The following is a 15,808-nucleotide window of genomic DNA, read 5'->3' as shown; positions in this document are numbered from 1 at the left end:
CCATGAGCAAGATCCTGTTCCTGTGCGTCGCCAACTCCGCCCGCAGCCAGATGGCCGAAGGCCTGGCGCGCGACATCCTGGGCGATCGGGCCGAAGTCGCCAGCGCCGGCTCGCAACCGACGCGGGTCAACCCGCTGGCGATCCGCGTGATGCAGGACATCGGCATCGACATCGCGCGGCATCAGTCGAAGTCGGTCGCCGACTTCGATGCCGGCGCCTTCGACTGGGTCATCACGCTGTGCGCCGACGAGGTCTGCCCGGTATTGCCCGGCCCGGTGCGGCGCCTGCACTGGCCGATCGCCGATCCGGCGGCCGTGGATGCCAGCGTCGACGTCGACGCGGCGCTCGCGGCGTTCCGCACCGCACGCGACCAGATCCGCGAACGCATCCGCGTGCTCGCTGCGCTGCTCGACACGCCGCCGGGCCCGGACGCGCAGGAGTTTCACGCCAGCGTGCGCGTCTCCGACCTGCCGCGCGCGGTGCGCTTCTATGCCTGGCTGCTGAACAGCTGGCCGAAGGAATGGACGCATCGCTACGCCACGTTCATCCGTCCGGACCTGAAGCTAAACTTCGTCGTCGTCGTCGCCGACGGCAAGACCCTGCATCACGACACGCTGTATCACCTGGGCATCGATGTCGGCAGCCGTGACGCGGTGGTCGATGCCGCACGCCGCGCACAGGCCTTCGGAGCCGCCATCGAGAAGCCGCCGCGCACGACCTGGAAGGGCACGCCGCTGCACGAGCTGTGGCTGAGCGATCCGGACGGCAATCTGGTCGAGATCTACGCGCGCCTGACGCCGGAGCAGCTGGCCGGAAAGCCCGCGGACGAGCAGCCGGTGTTCCTGAACGCCTGAACGCTCAGGCCAGCAGCGCCTGCACGCGCGCCTGCAACAGCGGCAGCACCTCGATCTCGAACCAGGGATTGCGCTTGAGCCAGCGCTGATTGCGCGGACTCGGATGTGGCATCGGCAGCAGCGCCGGAAAGTACCGTGGCCACGCCGCCACCGCATCGGTCAGCGTCGCGTGTCCGGCGTCCGGCAGATGCCAGTCCAGCGCGTACTGGCCAATGACCAAAGTGAGCTCCAGCGCCGGCAGCTGACGCAGCAGTCGCAAGCGCCACGTCTGCGCGCACTCGACACGTGGCGGCAGGTCGCCGCCGGCACCGGTGCCGGGATAGCAGAAGCCCATCGGCAGAATCGCGAAGCACGCCGGATCGTAGAACTGCTCGCGCCCGACGCCGAGCCAGCGGCGCAAACGCTCCCCGCTGACGTCGTCGAACGGCACGCCGCTTTCATGCACCTTGCGGCCCGGCGCCTGTCCCGCAATCAGGATGCGCGCACGGCGGTCGAGCTGCAGCACCGGGCGCGCGCCCAGCGGCAGCGCCGGCTCGCACAGGCGACAGCGCCGCACCTCGGCCAGCAGCGGCGCCAGCGCCTCAGGCATGGGAACGTCGGACAACCCTGGTGAACGGCATCATCGGCTCCGGATACACGGGCATTCATCCTTGCCAAGCCGCGACCGCAGTACAAGCGCAAAACGATGAATGCAAACGATCGGGCATGAATCCCGGACGATCAGGCCCACCGCCAGGCGGGTTCATGCCCTTGATGCAGATCATTGGAGCCGCGGCGGCGAACATTTAGCGTTGAGGTTCGCACCTTGATCTCACCCATGACCGCACTCGCCCACCGCTGGACCCGCGAACACCCGCAGCTTCTGCTGATTCTCGGTGCCGCGCTGTGGCTGGCGCTGTACCGGACCTTGATTCCGGCGTCCGAAGCGCTGGTGGCACTGCTGCCGGTGGCGCGCGACAGCCATCTGGGCAGCGCCTTGCAGTTCTTTTTCTACGACACGCCCAAGGTGCTGCTGCTGCTGACCGGCATCGTCTTCGTGATGGGCATGGTCAACAGCTACTTCACACCGGAACGCACACGGGCGCTGCTGGCCGGACGCGCCGCCGGTGTAGCCAATGTGATGGCGGCCAGTCTCGGCGTGGTCACGCCGTTTTGTTCCTGCTCGGCGGTGCCGCTGTTCATCGGTTTCGTCCAGGCCGGCGTGCCGCTGGGCGTGACCTTCTCGTTCCTGATCGCCGCACCGATGGTCAACGAGGTCGCACTGACGCTGCTGCTGGCACTGTTCGGCTGGAAGATCGCGCTGCTGTATCTGAGCCTGGGCCTGACGATCGCCATCGTCGCCGGCTGGATCATCGGCCGCCTGCGCCTTGAAGCCTATCTCGAGGACTGGGTGCGCGAACTGCCGCCGGCACAGGTGCTGTCGGACGACGGCACCGTGCATCTGCAGGATCGCATCGAGGCCGGCATCAACAACGTGCGTGATGTGGTCGGACGCGTGTGGCCTTACATCGTCGCCGGCATTGCCATCGGCGCCGCGATTCATGGCTACGTGCCGCAGGACTTCATGGCCTCGATCATGGGCGCGGATCGCTGGTGGTCGGTGCCGCTGGCGGTGCTGATGGGCATCCCGATGTACACCAATGCCGCCGGCGTGATTCCGATCGTGCAGGCCCTGCTCGCCAAGGGCGCGGCGCTCGGCACCGCGCTGGCGTTCATGATGAGCGTGATCGCACTGTCCTTGCCGGAGATGGTGATCCTGCGCAAGGTGCTGAAGCCGCGCCTGATCGCGACCTTCATCGCCGTCGTCGCCAGCGGCATCCTCGTCGTTGGCTACGTTTTCAACGCCGTGCTGTAGCACGCGGTCCAACGTCTTTCGGGAGTGTCTCGCATGAAACAGATCAAGGTACTCGGCCGCGGCTGTGCCAACTGCCGCAACACGATTCAACTGATTCAGGAGGTGGCGACCGCGCACGGCGAGGCGATCGAACTGGAGAAGGTCGAGGACATCCAGGCGATCGCCCGCCACGGCGTGATGTCGACACCGGGCGTGGTCATCGACGGCACCGTCGTTCATGCCGGCGGCATGCCGTCGCGCGACAAGGTCGAAGGCTGGTTCGCTGGCGCGTAGACACCCCGGCGGCTCGCGCCGTTCAGCCGGACGGCGCGCGGGAGCCTGAGCCGGAGACGACCTGCGGCAGTGCGTAGCGATGCTGCATACTGCGCGCCCACCCGAATTGCTCACGTTCCACGATGCGCCTCTGCCTGTTCGTCACCGCAACGCTCTGCTCCAGCCTGGCCTGGGCCGAACCCTCCGCACCTCAGTCGACAGAGAATCCCGTCGTGCTGCCGCCGGTCGAAGTGCTGGCGTCGCCGAGCCCACGCAGCGAACTGCAGACACCAGCCGCGGTCGGCGTGATCGACGCGGACACGCTGCATAGCGCGCAGCCGCAGATCGACCTGGCCGAAACGCTGGCGCGCATTCCCGGCATCGACGTACGCGATCGCCAGAACGATGCGCAGGACCTGCAGGTGCAGAGCCGTGGCTATGGAGCCCGCGCCAGCTTCGGCGTGCGCGGCATCCAGATCCGCGCCGACGGCATTCCGCTGACCGCATCGGATGGTCAGGGCCAGACCTCGAATCTGCTGATCAACAGCCTGGACCGCATCGAGGTGCTGCGTGGTCCGATGGCGTACCAGTACGGCAACGCGGCCGGCGGCGTGATCGCGGCCTACGCCGCAGAGCCACCGCGGGACACCGAACTCGATGCCGCGTTCGGGGCCGGCAGCTATGACACCTGGCGCGCCGCGTTGGGCGCCGGCGGCCGCGCCTTTGACGACGCGCTGGGCTATCGCCTCGACTTCGCGCGCTACGACAGCAACGGCTATCGCGATCACAGCGCCTCGCACCGCAATCAGGCCGCGCTGAATGCACGGTATGCCATTGATGATCGGCGTGAACTGCGCGTGCTCGCCAGTGGCCTGTGGGATGCCTTCGCGCAGGACCCGCTCGGCCTGACCCGTGAACAGTTCGAGCAGAACCCGCAGCAGGCCACCGCGGCCGCCGACACCTACAACACCCGCAAGCGCATCGACGACTGGCGCAGCGGCGTCGGATACACCCAGCGCTGGGGCGGCGACACTGATCTGGACCTGATCGGCTACGTCACCGATCGCGCGATCGTGCAGTTCCTGTCGATTCCCAAGTCCGTGCAGGCCGCGCCGGCACGGGCCGGTGGCGTCATCGACCTTCAGCGCGGCGGCTACGGCAGCGAGGCGCGCGTCAGTCACCGGTTTGCGCACTGGTCGCTGCGTGCCGGCCTGCAATATCAGAGCACCGACGAGCACCGCCGCGGCTACGAGAACTTCATCGGCGATACCCTCGGCGTGCAGGGCGCGTTGCGGCGCGACGAGAACAACCGCATCGACAACTTCGATCAGTACCTGATCGCGGAATATCCGTTCGCACCGCGCTGGAGCCTGAGCGGCGCGGTCCGCCACAGTCAGGTCAATTTCGAATCCGACGATCACTACATCACCGACGGCAATCCCGACGACAGCGGCAGCACCGACTACACCGCGACGGTGCCGGCGCTGAGCCTGGCCTTCGCCCCCGCCGACGATCGCCTGCTGTATCTGAGCGCCGGCGCGGGCTTCGAAACGCCGACGTTCAACGAGCTGTCCTACCGCAGCGACGGCGAGAGCGGCCTGAATCTGGAACTCGACGCTGCGCACAGCCGCAGTGTCGAACTCGGCTGGAAGCAGGCCGTCGCCGCGCGCGGACTGTTGACCTTGGCGCTGTTCCAGATCGACGGCGAAGACGAGATCGTGCCCGCCGGCACCATCGACGGCCGCGCCAGTTTCCAGAATGCCGGCGCCACCCGCCGGCGCGGCGCCGAGTTCGGCCTCAGCCTGCCGCTGCCGGCACAGCTGCAGCTGCAGCTCGCGGCCGACTGGCTCGACGCGCGCTTCGTCGACAGCTACAGCTATCCGGCCGGCGGCGAGACCGTCACCGTCGACGACGGCAACCGCATCCCAGGCGTCGCGCGCAGCAGCGTGTACTCCGAGCTGGCATGGCGGCGTGCGCGTCCGGGCTGGTCAGCCAGCGTCGAGGCCCGCTATTCGGATGAGGTGCCGGTAGACGATCGCAACAGCGATGCCGCGTCGGACTACGTAGTCGTCCATCTCGGCGGCGCCTACCGCTGGCAGGGTTCGCGTGCGCACACCGAAGTGTTCGTGCGGCTCTACAACCTGTTCGACGAGCACTATGTGGGCTCGGTCATCGTCAACGACGGCAACGGCCGTTTCTTTGAGCCGGCTCCCGAACGCAATGTCTACGCCGGCGTATCCATACAGTTCGGCGGCTGAGCGGTCGCGTCGTCGACGGATTCAGCGCCCGGCGCGCGCCGCCGCGTCGGGCGTGAACATCGTCGGCGACATCGGCGTGTTGATGCGCCACCAGTCGTCCTCGTCACGCTCGTTGAGCAGGTTGTTGGCTTCGTAGGCATGCGCGGTGAGGTCGTGAAAGACCTGAACACCGCGATGAAACGCACCGGATGCCTGTGAGTAGAAATACAGGATCATCGGCACGCGCCAGAGCTGGCCGCGATTGTCGTATTCATCAGCGGACACGATCAGCCAGGTGTCTTCGTCGATGTAGACGCGACGTTTGCTGTAGACGTGGCGCATGCCGGGCTTGAGATCCCCCTCGACCACCCAGACGCGATGCGCCTCATACCGCACATGCTCCGGATTGATGCTGTCCGGCTTGATGAGGTCCTTGTAGCGCAGCGCCGGATCGTTGATCCCGAAGTTGTTGTACGGGACCACCAGCGTCTTCTTGCCGATCAGCGTCCAGGTGTAGCGTTCGGGCGAGCCGTTGAAGCCGCTGTCCTCGTCGGAGGTGTGCAGCCCCGCCGGCGGCACCGGATAGTCGAAGCCAACTTCAGGCGCCTGGCGCACGCGCCGCGTGCCGGGCTGGTATTGCCAGGCCTGGGTCGATCCGTCCTTGAAGCTGGACAGCTGGAAGCCGACGGAAACCAGACCGCGATCGCGCTCCGGCAGCAGAGTGCTGTACAGGAAGTAGGCGCTGATCTTCTCGGTGAGCGATGGCCGCTTGTCCCCAGGCGCGTTCATCGGGCTCATCGTCATCAGTTTGTTGCGGCCCCAGGCGATTTCTCCGCCGGAGTAGACCACGGCGATGTCGAGCTCGGCTTTTTCGGTCCAGGAGCGGAACGTCGTCTGCACCGAACGCATCGCTTCGGCACCGGACTGCGGCATCGGAAACGCCGGCCCACCGCCAACCCCGGTGACGCTCAGGCCATCGTCCTTCAATTCGGCATGGGCCGCGTTGTGCCGGGCCGCGTCGCAGGCCCACTGCGGCGGGCGAAAGTCGCGATGACTGGGATAGACATTCATCCAGAAGGTCTGGGGATAGGCTTCGAGCAAGGCCTTGGTCCCGTCACTCAGCATGGCGTCGTATTGCGCCATGTTGTCACGGGTAATCTTGAACAGCGGCTTTTCGGCGGCGTACGGTCCCGGCTCGTAACCCTGCGCCCGGGTCTGCCCAGGCCAGGTCCCCGCCCACTTGCCGGTATAGGCTGCGACACCGTCGGGGCCGCCGGCGCGCTCAGCCCCCATGCAGGTCAGCTCAGGGCCATCCAGGCGTGCAACCTGTTCCTCGGGAACGCTGGACTGCGCCACTGCAGGAGCCGCAAGGATGATCGCCAACAGTCCCTGTCGCATTCCCGGGATCAAATGCATTTGCGCGCTCCTCGTTATGTCGGCGACCTGACCCCGCGCGAGATCCCCGATGCCGGGGGATGCCGCCCGAGTCGGTCAGCCCGCGCTGGCCGCGCAGGTCGCCGGTTCTGTGATGCCGGCATCCTTGCATCCCGCGTGAGGGCCCACCTACCTCAAAACAGGTATTTCGCCGTTCAGCTGGCCTCGCCAAACCGGTCACGACGCCCGCACGGACACTGCCGTTGCCCGGCACGCGGCCGCCTTCAAATTTGAGCGTCCGCGGACGCGGCTACCCGCATCTACCGCAAAGACAGTAGGTCCGCACGCAGCGATCGCCCTACCATCGCGGTGCCACTAGAAAGCGGGAGAAGCCATGGCCAGATACGAATGCACCATTTGCGGCCACGTCTATGACGAGGCCCTGGGCGATCCGGAAAACGACATTGCACCGGGCACACGCTTTGAAGATCTGCCTGACAGCTGGATCTGCCCCGAGTGCAGCGCCGGCAAGGATGCTTACGAGCTGATCGAGTAGGGCTGTCGCCGCAACACCAGCTTGGGGGAGACCTTGGATTCCGATAACAACGCGCCGGCCAGCGAACAGCGGCGCGGCCTGCTGAAGCAGCTCGCGCTGGCGGGCGCCGGCCTTGCCGCCAGCGGCGCCACGGCCGCGGCGCCGGTATCGCGGAGCAGCGTTCGCCACTGGGATCGCGAAACCGACGTGCTGATCATCGGCTCGGGTGCCGCCGGCACCTCGGCCGCGATCGATGCGCGTCGTGCTGGCGCCGAGGCGCTGATGCTGGAACGCGAACACATCCCGGGCGGTTCATCCAGCATCTCCGGCGGCGTCTGCTACCTCGGTGGCGGCACCCCGCTGCAGAAAGCGCTGGGCTTCGACGACACCGTCGAGGCGATGACCACCTACATGCTCGCGGCCAGCGCGCCCTATGCGTCGGAAGACAAGATCCGCCTGTATTGCGAGAGCAGCCTGGAGCATTTCGACTGGCTGATCGCCAACGGCGTCGAATACGCACAGAAGTTTTCGCCGGAAAAGGAAATCTCGATTCCGGACGGCTCGCTGTACTACAGCGGCAGCGAAAAGACCTGGCCCTATCGCAACCTCGCGAAGCCGGCGCCGCGCGGGCATGTGCCGCCGTCGCAACATCTGACCGGCGGACGCGAACTGATGCGGGCGCTGCTGGCGTCAGCCGAGCGCCTCGGGGCACGGCTTGAGGTCCGCGCGACCGGCGAGCGCCTGGTGGTGGAGTCGGATGGCAGCGTTGCTGGTGCCCAGGTGGTTGTCGGCGGCAAAACAGCATTCATACGCGCACGCCGCGGCGTCGTGCTGGCCGCCGGTGGTTTCATTCACAACCCCGAGATGGTCAAGCTGTACGCACCGGAGCTGGCGCGCTGCCAGACACCGTGGGGCCGTGCCGGCGACCTCGGCATCGGCATCCGCATGGGCATGGGCGTCGGCGGTGCGGTACTGCGCATGCACCATGGCTTTGTGATTACGCCGATGTACCCGCCGGAAAGCATCCTGAAGGGCATCGCCGTGAATCAGCGCGGCCAGCGTTTCGTGCCCGAGGACGGCTACTACGGCCTGGTCGGCCACGAGATCGCCTACAAGCAGGACGGCAAGGCCTGGATGATCGTCGATCAGACCCAGGCCTATGCCTGGAAAGATTTCCGGCTGCCGATCGCCGCACAGGCGCCGACGATCGCCGGGATCGAAACCCAGCTTGGCATGCCCGAAGGCGCACTGGTGCAGTCGGTCGACTACTACAACCGCCACGCGGCCAAGGGCAATGATCCGCTGCTGCACAAGGCCAAGGACTATCTGGCACCGATCAAGCAGGCGCCGTTCACCGCTTACGATCTGAGCACCGACCAGGCCTTCACTCCGGTGCACACCTTCGGCGGTCTGCAGACCACGCTCGACGCACAGGTGGTTGACGCCTGGGGCGAGGTGATTCCGGGGCTGTATGCAGCGGGCCGCACGTCGGCGGGGCTGCCGGTCGCCCCGTACATGGGCAGCGGCATTTCGATCGGCGACTGCACGTACTTCGGTCGACGCGCCGGGCGGCATGCCGCGGGACGCAAGGCATGAAGATCACGACCCTGCGCGCACTGTTCTCTGCCGTGCTGCTCGCCGCCAGCAGCGCCACCGCCTTTGCCGAAGCGCCGGCCACCGACCCGATGCCGCAGGGCGACGCCGCGCGCGGACAGATTCTGTTCGGCCAATGCCGCACCTGCCACTACCCCGAAAAAGGCTTCGGCCATCACAACGGCCCGAGCCTGTGGGCCGTGTTCGGGCGCAAGGCCGGCAGCGCCGAAGGCTACGAACATTATTCAGACGAAATGAAGCAGGCCGGATTCGTATGGACACCGGAGCTGCTGGATTTCTGGCTCGGGCACATGGATACCTTCCTGCCCAACAGCACGATGATTGTGTTCCCCCTCGACGCGCAGCAGCGCGCCGACGTCATCGAATACCTGCAGCAATTCCACGATTAACACGACACAAAGCGTCACGAGGTCAACACCATGAGCGCAAGCGACACACTGAGCCAACCTGCCCCTCGCCCCCCGATGGTCAAGGGCCTGCCGCTGATCGGCAGCACGCTGGAAATGGCCAAGAACCCGGCACGCTTCTTCGTGCGCTGCTATCACGACTACGGCCCGGCGTTCCGCGTGCGCGTGTTCGGCAACACGCTGACTGTGATCGCCGGCGCCGAGGCGGCGACGTTCATGGGCACGCGCGAAGGCAAAGAGTCACTGCGTTCAAAGGAGGCCTGGGAACCGCTGATGCAGGAATTCGGCGCATCCAAGATGCTGACCGCCGAAGACGGCGATCTGCACAAGCAACTGCGCACCGTCATGAAGCGCGGCTTTTCAAAGGATTCGATCAAAGGACGCTACAACGAAATCCTCAAGATCACCGAAGAGAGCCTGCTGCGCGACTGGCTGCCGGGTAACGAAGTCGGCGTGGTGCAGGCGATGCAGTATCTGGTTGTCGATCAGCTCGGCAGCGTGCTGACCGGCTCGGTGCCGCGTGCGTACGTCAAGGACATCCGCACCACGATCCTGTACATCCTCAACGTGCTGGTCACGCGCCAGCGGCCGAAGTTCCTGATGCATCTGCCCGAGTACAAGCGCGCGAAGAAGCGCATGTTCGAACTCGGTCGCCAGATGGTCGCCGACTACCATGCACGACCGGGCGATACGCCGGACGAATTCAAGACCCTGATCGACGACGTGATGGAGGCGCATCAGAACGATCCGGCGCTGATCCCGGACAGCGATCTGGTGATGCTGATGACCAGCCCTTACGTCGCCGGTCTCGACACCGTCGCAAACACCACGGCGGCCATCGTCTATACCGTGCTGAAACACCCGGACGTGCTCAAGCGCGTGCACGAAGAGGTCGACGCGCTGTTCGCCAAGGGACCGGTCAACGAAGAAACCTTCATGAAGGATCTGCCGGTGCTCAACGGCGCGATCATGGAAACGATGCGGCTGTATCCGATCGCTGTCGCGCAGATCCGCACGGCCGCGAAGGATTTCGTGTTCCAGGGCTATCAGATCAAGGAAGGCGAGATGATCTATCTCGGCACCAGCGTGCCGCACTTCCTCGAAGAGTTCTATCCGAATCCGGACACCTTCGACGTCGACCGCTACTCCAAGGAACGCGCCGAGCACATGCAGATCGGCTCGTACTCGCCGTACGGCCGTGGCCACCACACCTGCCTCGGCAAGAGTCTGGCCGAAGTACTGCTGGCGATGACGATGGCCGAGGTGTTCTACAAGCTCGATTTCGAGCTGGAGTCGCCGCACTACGTGCTCAAGACCAAGACCGCGCCGACTCCGGGCCCGGCGATGAATTTCAAGGTCCGCGTCAAGGGCTACCGCCACTGATTACCCTTGAAGCGCAAGCCGCATGAGGGCACGTGCGCAGGATCCGGCCAAACCCTTCACGAGCACTTCGTCCATGAAACATGCCCTCATTACCGGTGGAGCCAGCGGTCTCGGCTTCGGTTGCGCGACGCGCTTTGTCCGTCTGGGTTTTGATGTCACGCTCGTCGATATCAATCAGAACACCGGCGCCAGTGCGCTCAGCCAACTCAAGGCGATGGCCGGTAACGGCCAGCGCTGCCGCTTCGAGACGGTGGATCTGGCCGACCCGGACAGCATCGTCGCACTGGCGCAGCGCCTCATCGTCGCAGGCGACCCGATCGATGTGCTGGTCAACAACGCCGGTATCTACCCGCCGTCGATCCGCACGCTGTCGAAGGAAGGCCACGAACTGACCTTCGCCATCGCACATCTGGGCCACTTTCGTCTGACCCATGCGCTGTGGCCGCTGCTGGACAAGGCCGAGGCCGCGCGCGTGATCAGCATCTCGTCGATGGTCCAGCGGCAGGCCAAGAGCAACTTCGATGACATGACGTTCGAAAAGCACTACATGCCGATCCTGGCTTATCAGCAAGCCAAGCTCAGCTGCCTGCTGTTCGCGCTGGAACTGCAGCGCAAGCTCGGTGCCAGTGGTTCGAAGATCGGCAGCTATGCGGCACACCCCGGTGTCTGTCGCACGCAGCTGTCGCACAACCGCAAGCTGTCGGACCAGGACAACGCCTGGCAACGGCTGTCGTCGTTCTTTCTGCGCGGCCTGCGTTATGTCGGGCAGTCTCCGGAAAACGGCGCCGGCTCGGTGGTGATGGCCGCCACCTCGCAGTCGATACCGCGCGGAGCCTTTATCGGCCCCACCGGGCCGCTCGAAGCCTTCGGCAGACCCGGAGTGGTCAAGCCAAGCCCGGTCGCCAGCGATCCGCAGATCGCCGCTGAGCTGTGGCAGCGCACCGAAGCCCTGACCGGTCTGCGCTGGCCGTTCGGGTGACGGGCCGATCCCCGCCGTTCGCGGCGGCGAATGATGACAACCCCCGCGGAAATCACGTGGTCGCCGGTCAGCGGGCGTTCGGACACAATGACGATCCTGGGGCTGATCCCCATCCGATTGAACGCGACGAATGATGATGATGCACCGCACTGTCCGGCACGCACTGTTGGCCGGCCTCCTGGTCCTGACCGCGTGTACCGCCGCTGCCGCCGAACCGGCAGGCAGCAGCGACCCGCTGGTGGGCTATTGGCGCGCCCCCGCTGGCGACGACAGTGGTCGCAGCTCGATCGTCGAACTGTTCGTCCGTGATGGGCACCTGTTCGGCCGCATCGTGCGCACCGAGGCAGCGGACGGCAGTGTGCTGCACCCGGTCTGCGAACGCTGCTCCGAGCCCCTGAAGGGACAGCCGATGCAAGGCATGGAGTTCGTCCGCGATCTGCGCAAGGACGGCGACGCCTGGGTCGACGGCCGCGTCGTCGATCTGCGTCCGGGCTGGACCCAGGGTCTGACCGGCATCTGCGAACTGCGTCTGGTCGACGGAGACCACGCCGAACTGCTCGGCTACCGCGGGCTGCGTGCCTTCGGTGAGACCAGCACCTGGACGCGCGAGCCGGCGCCGGCACCCTCGGCATCTGCCGAGTAAGGCGGCGCAGTGCGGCACTTCATTCGCCCAAGCCGGACACGAAGCGCTGGAATTCGGCGTTGCCGCGCAGCAGCTCGCGGCCGGCGGCAATCAAGGCGTCGACCTGCTCGCGCTCCAGCGAGAAGCTGGTCGGGATCTGATTGAAGAATCCGCGGCGTTTGGCTTCGGCAATGCCGGCGAAGTCGACCTGGACGAAGTACGGCTCGATCGGGCGTTCCGGCGTCGACAGCTGCGCCGACCACCGCTGCATGGCGTCACGCATCTGCTCCAGCGTGGACGCGTTGTAGCGGTGGATCTGCACATCGGTGACGGCGTTGATGGTCTGCTCCAAAGTCGGCGCCTTGGGGCTGTCCTCCATCGTCGCCGACGGCACTGTCGAGGCGTTGACCGAGACGATCGCAAAATGCGTCGCCGGCTGCCGGCCCATGCGCTGCAACATCGCCTGCGGACCCCCACCGACTTCGATGTATTCATAGATCGCGCGCAACCCCAGGTTGTCGCTGACGCCACCGTCGACCAAGTGGATGTAGTGCCGGTGCTGCTTGTCGGCGTAGCTGCGCAGGCCCTCGACGACCTGCAGCAGATCCGGCGAGTCGGCGACGCGCTGCTGCATCCGTTCGAGCCAGTCAAAGGCTTCAGCATGACAGCCGTCGTAGTTTTCCACTGCCACCGGCGTCAGCAGCACCGGCACTGCGGAGGACGCGGTGACCGCACGCGCCACCGGAAAGCTCGACAGGTCCGAACACAGCAGGTCGAAATACTCCTGCATGAACGAGAAGCGCACGCCGCCGCCCAGATCCGTGGCGTTGATGACGATCGTCGGTCCGCCGCGTCGCTGCATGTCGGCAAAGGTGGCGCCCTTGAACACGGCGGATTCAGCAAGCTCCACCGCGAGCTCGCCGCGCCCGCGGCGCGAAAACCAGAATGCCGGATTGAACAGCGCATAGGTCAGCTCGCCGGCAACGTCGCGGCGCAGGAAGTCATGCTCGAAGTTCTTGAAGATGCGGTCGCCGAACAAGCCAAAATAGGCTGCGGTGAAGCTGCCTCCGGATACCGCGGTAATCAGATCGACCTCGTCCAGCAGGCGTCGGGACTGACCCTCGACGACAACCTGCGTGTCGCGCAGTTCCTGCAGCACGCCGTACGCCAGCGCCGAGGCACGCGCACCGCCGCCGGAAAACGCCAGGATCAGCGTGACGTCGCCGGATCGCTGCGTATCCTCGATGCCGCCGAGCGCGTACGGAGCCGACCCCGGCGCCGTCTCCGTCTCCGTCTCCAGCGGCTGATTGCTGATCGTTCCATAGCTCGCACAGCCGCCGAGCAGCGCGACGCACAGGATCAATCCGAACTGCAGTCGCTGCATCCGAAGCCTCACTCGACGGGGCTGCGGCCACACACCGAAGCATCGGTGTTGGAGCTTATGTGCCGGATCAGTTCCAGGCGCAGTGGTTCGAGCGCGTCGTCACCGCGTTCGGCCGGCACGTGGACGGCAGCAGCGTGTTCCATCGCAGACAGCGGTTCGGCCTGTAGCAACTGGCGCTCAAGCACGGCCAGATCTGCTTCCGATGCCCCGGTACCGCGCGCCACGCGGGCGGCGACCCGTGCGCGCAGTACCTCCACCGGTGCGGGTCGCGTCACCAGCACACACGGCAGCGCTTGCGTCGCGGCAGCGTCGAAGAACGCTGCGCGGTCTGCCGCCCGCAGGAACGCCGCATCGATGATCGCGATTTCGCCGGCCTCGACGATCCATCGTGCCAGCTGCATCAGCCTCGCGTAGGTCTGCACCGAACTCGCCGGATCGTAGATTCCTCCCCCAATGGCGGAATCCGTGCGCACGGCGGCGGCCAGACCGTGCAACCGCTTGCGTTCGACGTCCGAGCGCACGCGCACAGCCGGCAGCATCGACATCAGCCGCGTGCTCAACCAGCTCTTGCCGCTGCCGGACAGGCCGTGCATCAGGACCCACCCGGCGGCCTTCGACTGCGCCAGCGCCTTGGCCAGATGCACGTAGGCCACACATTGCGCCCGGTCCGTCAGCCGCTGCGGCCCGTCATGCTGTGCGCTGCGCAGCGCGGCGACCTTGGCCCGCACCAACGCGCGATAGACCTCGTAGTAGCGCAGCAGGCGCAGGCCGGCGTAGTCGCCCGTAGCCTCCAGATAACGATTCAGTACGCGATAGGCCAGATCGGTCCGTCCGCGGAATCCCAGGTCCATCGTCAGGAACGCCAGATCGCTGATGACGTCGTTCCAGCGCAGCGCCGGGCTGAACTCGATGCAGTCGAATGGCACGATGGCTTCTTGCAGCCGCGCCAGGTTGGCCAGATGCAGGTCGCCGTGGACCTCACGCACCCAGCCCTGTTCGCGTCGCTGCTGCAGCAACGGCGTCAGCGCGGTGAACTGCGCCTCGCTCCATTGCTCCAGCATGCCAAGGTCGGCCTGCAGATCGGCATCACCGTCGACGCCGCGCAGCACCGCGAAGTTGTCACGCATCGGCGCCTGCACCTGCTCCGGCCAGCCGTAAGGCAGCTCAGCATCCGCCGGCGGTGCCTGCTGGTGCATCGCCGCCACCGCATCGCCGAGCACGTCCATGTCCTTGAGCGTCAGCGTGCCAGCCTCAAGCTGGCGATCGAGCTGCTGCGCCGAGTCGAACTGGCGCATCTGCACGGCGTACTCGAAAGCCTCGCCGCTGCCATTGACGCATGGCTGCTGCGGCGTGCCGGTGATCGGTACCACCGCGTGATACAGCTGCGGCGCAAAGCGTGCGTTCAGCCGCAATTCGTCCTCGCAGGCGCGCCGGCGCAGGCCCAGCGTCGAATAATTCAGAAAGCCGAGATCCAGCGGCTTCTTGATCTTGTAGACCCACTCGCCGGTCAGCAACACCCAGGAAATATGCGTCTCGATCAACTGCACCTCGCCGACCGGATGCGCGTACGCTGCCGCATTCAGCAGCGCTGCCGGCCATGCAGAATGACCCGCGCCGTCTACAGTCCTGGCTTTCTCCCGTCGGTGCGGCATCGGTCCGGCCCCTGCACGATGAACCGCGATCGTGCCGGATTTGTGCGCGCGGGGCGTTGATCCGTATCAGGCGCGCGCAGCGCGCTGCATTCCGTGGAAGCCGGCTAATCCCGACCGCGACAGCGCCGCAGCGGACGGCCACGGTCGATATCCCGGCGCACAGCACGCTATTCATGCGGGCGTGCTCCAACCGCAATTTGGAAGCACATATCCGCAGCGAGCAGTCGATCAGAGCCTATGCCCACCCTGCGGGCAGACCTGCGCCGTTGACGCGACGCCCTGCGTCGCATCGACGGCGTAATCCGCAATCACATCACGCCTTGATAGCGTGCTTGTCGAGAAACGCGCGCACCTGGATATCGGTCGCTTCGCGGCTGAGATGACAGCGCAGTTGCACAATGCCGGCCAGCCGATTGCGCTCGCCATGAACAGTAGCCAGCTCTTCGGTCGATATCTGCGGCCAGGTCAGCTTGGCGTCGGCGATCAGCGTCTTCCAATGCGCTTTGCCGGCCGCGCGATCGGTCAGCATGCTGGCGCGGATCTGGTTCTGCGTGCGCGGACGCTCAACCGGCGCACGCGACGCGCTGGTTTGGGATTCTGGTGTCGACATGGTGTGGCCTCTAGCCCGGCGGGCTACAACGAAAGTGCTGCAAAGCGCCC

The 15,808-nt window shown here is 65.9% G+C and carries 15 protein-coding genes; 10 read left to right on the top strand and 5 right to left on the bottom strand.

Translation table 11 applies throughout. The features are described from left to right. Positions 1-2: 2 nt before the first annotated feature. Positions 3-854 (top strand): VOC family protein, encoded by an 852-nt coding sequence (locus E4T66_RS15105; RefSeq protein ID WP_136849890.1) that lies wholly within the window; start codon positions 3-5, stop codon positions 852-854. A 4-nt stretch (positions 855-858) separates the two neighbouring features. Here E4T66_RS15105 and E4T66_RS15100 read toward each other — a convergent pair whose 3' ends face one another. Then, positions 859-1,443, bottom strand: a complete 585-nt coding sequence (locus E4T66_RS15100; RefSeq protein ID WP_136849889.1) for a uracil-DNA glycosylase family protein — start codon at positions 1,441-1,443, stop codon at positions 859-861. A 228-nt stretch (positions 1,444-1,671) separates the two neighbouring features. Here E4T66_RS15100 and E4T66_RS15095 point away from each other — a divergent pair, with 228 nt between their 5' ends. The 3 genes from E4T66_RS15095 (at position 1,672) to E4T66_RS15085 (ending at position 5,219) form a co-directional block, all read left to right on the top strand. Beyond that, positions 1,672-2,709, top strand: coding sequence for a permease (locus tag E4T66_RS15095; RefSeq protein WP_136849888.1), 1,038 nt, complete (start codon positions 1,672-1,674; stop codon positions 2,707-2,709). Positions 2,710-2,742: 33 nt separating this feature from the next. Beyond that, the gene (locus tag E4T66_RS15090) at positions 2,743-2,982 is read left to right on the top strand and encodes a thioredoxin family protein (protein WP_136849887.1); all 240 of its coding nucleotides are present in this window, start codon (positions 2,743-2,745) and stop codon (positions 2,980-2,982) included. Between the two features lie 122 nt (positions 2,983-3,104). Then, a complete protein-coding gene (locus E4T66_RS15085; RefSeq protein ID WP_136849886.1) occupies positions 3,105-5,219 on the top strand; it encodes a TonB-dependent receptor family protein in 2,115 nt (704 codons plus the stop codon). 21 nt (positions 5,220-5,240) lie between these two features. Here E4T66_RS15085 and E4T66_RS15080 read toward each other — a convergent pair whose 3' ends face one another. Then, the gene (locus E4T66_RS15080; RefSeq protein WP_248679727.1) at positions 5,241-6,614 is read right to left on the bottom strand and encodes a DUF1329 domain-containing protein; all 1,374 of its coding nucleotides are present in this window, start codon (positions 6,612-6,614) and stop codon (positions 5,241-5,243) included. A gap of 352 nt (positions 6,615-6,966) precedes the next feature. Here E4T66_RS15080 and E4T66_RS15075 point away from each other — a divergent pair, with 352 nt between their 5' ends. From E4T66_RS15075 to E4T66_RS15050, 6 genes are all read left to right on the top strand, one after another. Then, positions 6,967-7,128 carry a rubredoxin gene (locus E4T66_RS15075; protein ID WP_136849885.1) on the top strand — a complete coding sequence of 54 codons (162 nt, stop codon included), beginning with the start codon at positions 6,967-6,969 and terminating at the stop codon, positions 7,126-7,128. Between the two features lie 33 nt (positions 7,129-7,161). After that, positions 7,162-8,703, top strand: a complete 1,542-nt coding sequence (locus E4T66_RS15070; protein WP_169577649.1) for an FAD-dependent oxidoreductase — start codon at positions 7,162-7,164, stop codon at positions 8,701-8,703. After that, positions 8,700-9,110, top strand: a complete 411-nt coding sequence (locus tag E4T66_RS15065; RefSeq protein ID WP_136849883.1) for a c-type cytochrome — start codon at positions 8,700-8,702, stop codon at positions 9,108-9,110. Before E4T66_RS15070 ends, E4T66_RS15065 begins: the two co-directional genes overlap by 4 nt. Positions 9,111-9,140: 30 nt before the next feature. Continuing rightward, positions 9,141-10,511: a cytochrome P450 gene (locus E4T66_RS15060; RefSeq protein ID WP_136849882.1), complete on the top strand. Its 1,371-nt coding sequence runs from the start codon at positions 9,141-9,143 to the stop codon at positions 10,509-10,511. Positions 10,512-10,584: 73 nt separating this feature from the next. Continuing rightward, a complete protein-coding gene (locus E4T66_RS15055) occupies positions 10,585-11,490 on the top strand; it encodes an SDR family NAD(P)-dependent oxidoreductase (protein ID WP_136849881.1) in 906 nt (301 codons plus the stop codon). A gap of 139 nt (positions 11,491-11,629) precedes the next feature. Further along, on the top strand, positions 11,630-12,133 hold the full coding sequence (locus tag E4T66_RS15050; RefSeq protein WP_169577648.1) for a DUF2147 domain-containing protein: 504 nt from the start codon (positions 11,630-11,632) through the stop codon (positions 12,131-12,133). Positions 12,134-12,152: 19 nt separating this feature from the next. Here the strand turns inward: E4T66_RS15050 and E4T66_RS15045 are convergent, their stop codons facing one another. The 3 genes from E4T66_RS15045 to E4T66_RS15035 form a co-directional block, all read right to left on the bottom strand. Then, the gene (locus E4T66_RS15045; RefSeq protein WP_136849879.1) at positions 12,153-13,496 is read right to left on the bottom strand and encodes a patatin-like phospholipase family protein; all 1,344 of its coding nucleotides are present in this window, start codon (positions 13,494-13,496) and stop codon (positions 12,153-12,155) included. Between the two features lie 8 nt (positions 13,497-13,504). Then, on the bottom strand, positions 13,505-15,148 hold the full coding sequence (locus E4T66_RS15040; protein ID WP_136849878.1) for a bifunctional aminoglycoside phosphotransferase/ATP-binding protein: 1,644 nt from the start codon (positions 15,146-15,148) through the stop codon (positions 13,505-13,507). 313 nt (positions 15,149-15,461) lie between these two features. Next, positions 15,462-15,758 carry a CsbD family protein gene (locus tag E4T66_RS15035; RefSeq protein WP_136849877.1) on the bottom strand — a complete coding sequence of 99 codons (297 nt, stop codon included), beginning with the start codon at positions 15,756-15,758 and terminating at the stop codon, positions 15,462-15,464. Between the last annotated feature and the right edge of the window lie 50 nt (positions 15,759-15,808).

The sequence above is a fragment of the Sinimarinibacterium arenosum genome (assembly GCF_005047655.1).
In the GTDB taxonomy this organism is placed as follows: domain Bacteria; phylum Pseudomonadota; class Gammaproteobacteria; order Nevskiales; family Nevskiaceae; genus Solimonas.
This window is presented reverse-complemented; position numbering and strand designations above follow the sequence as displayed.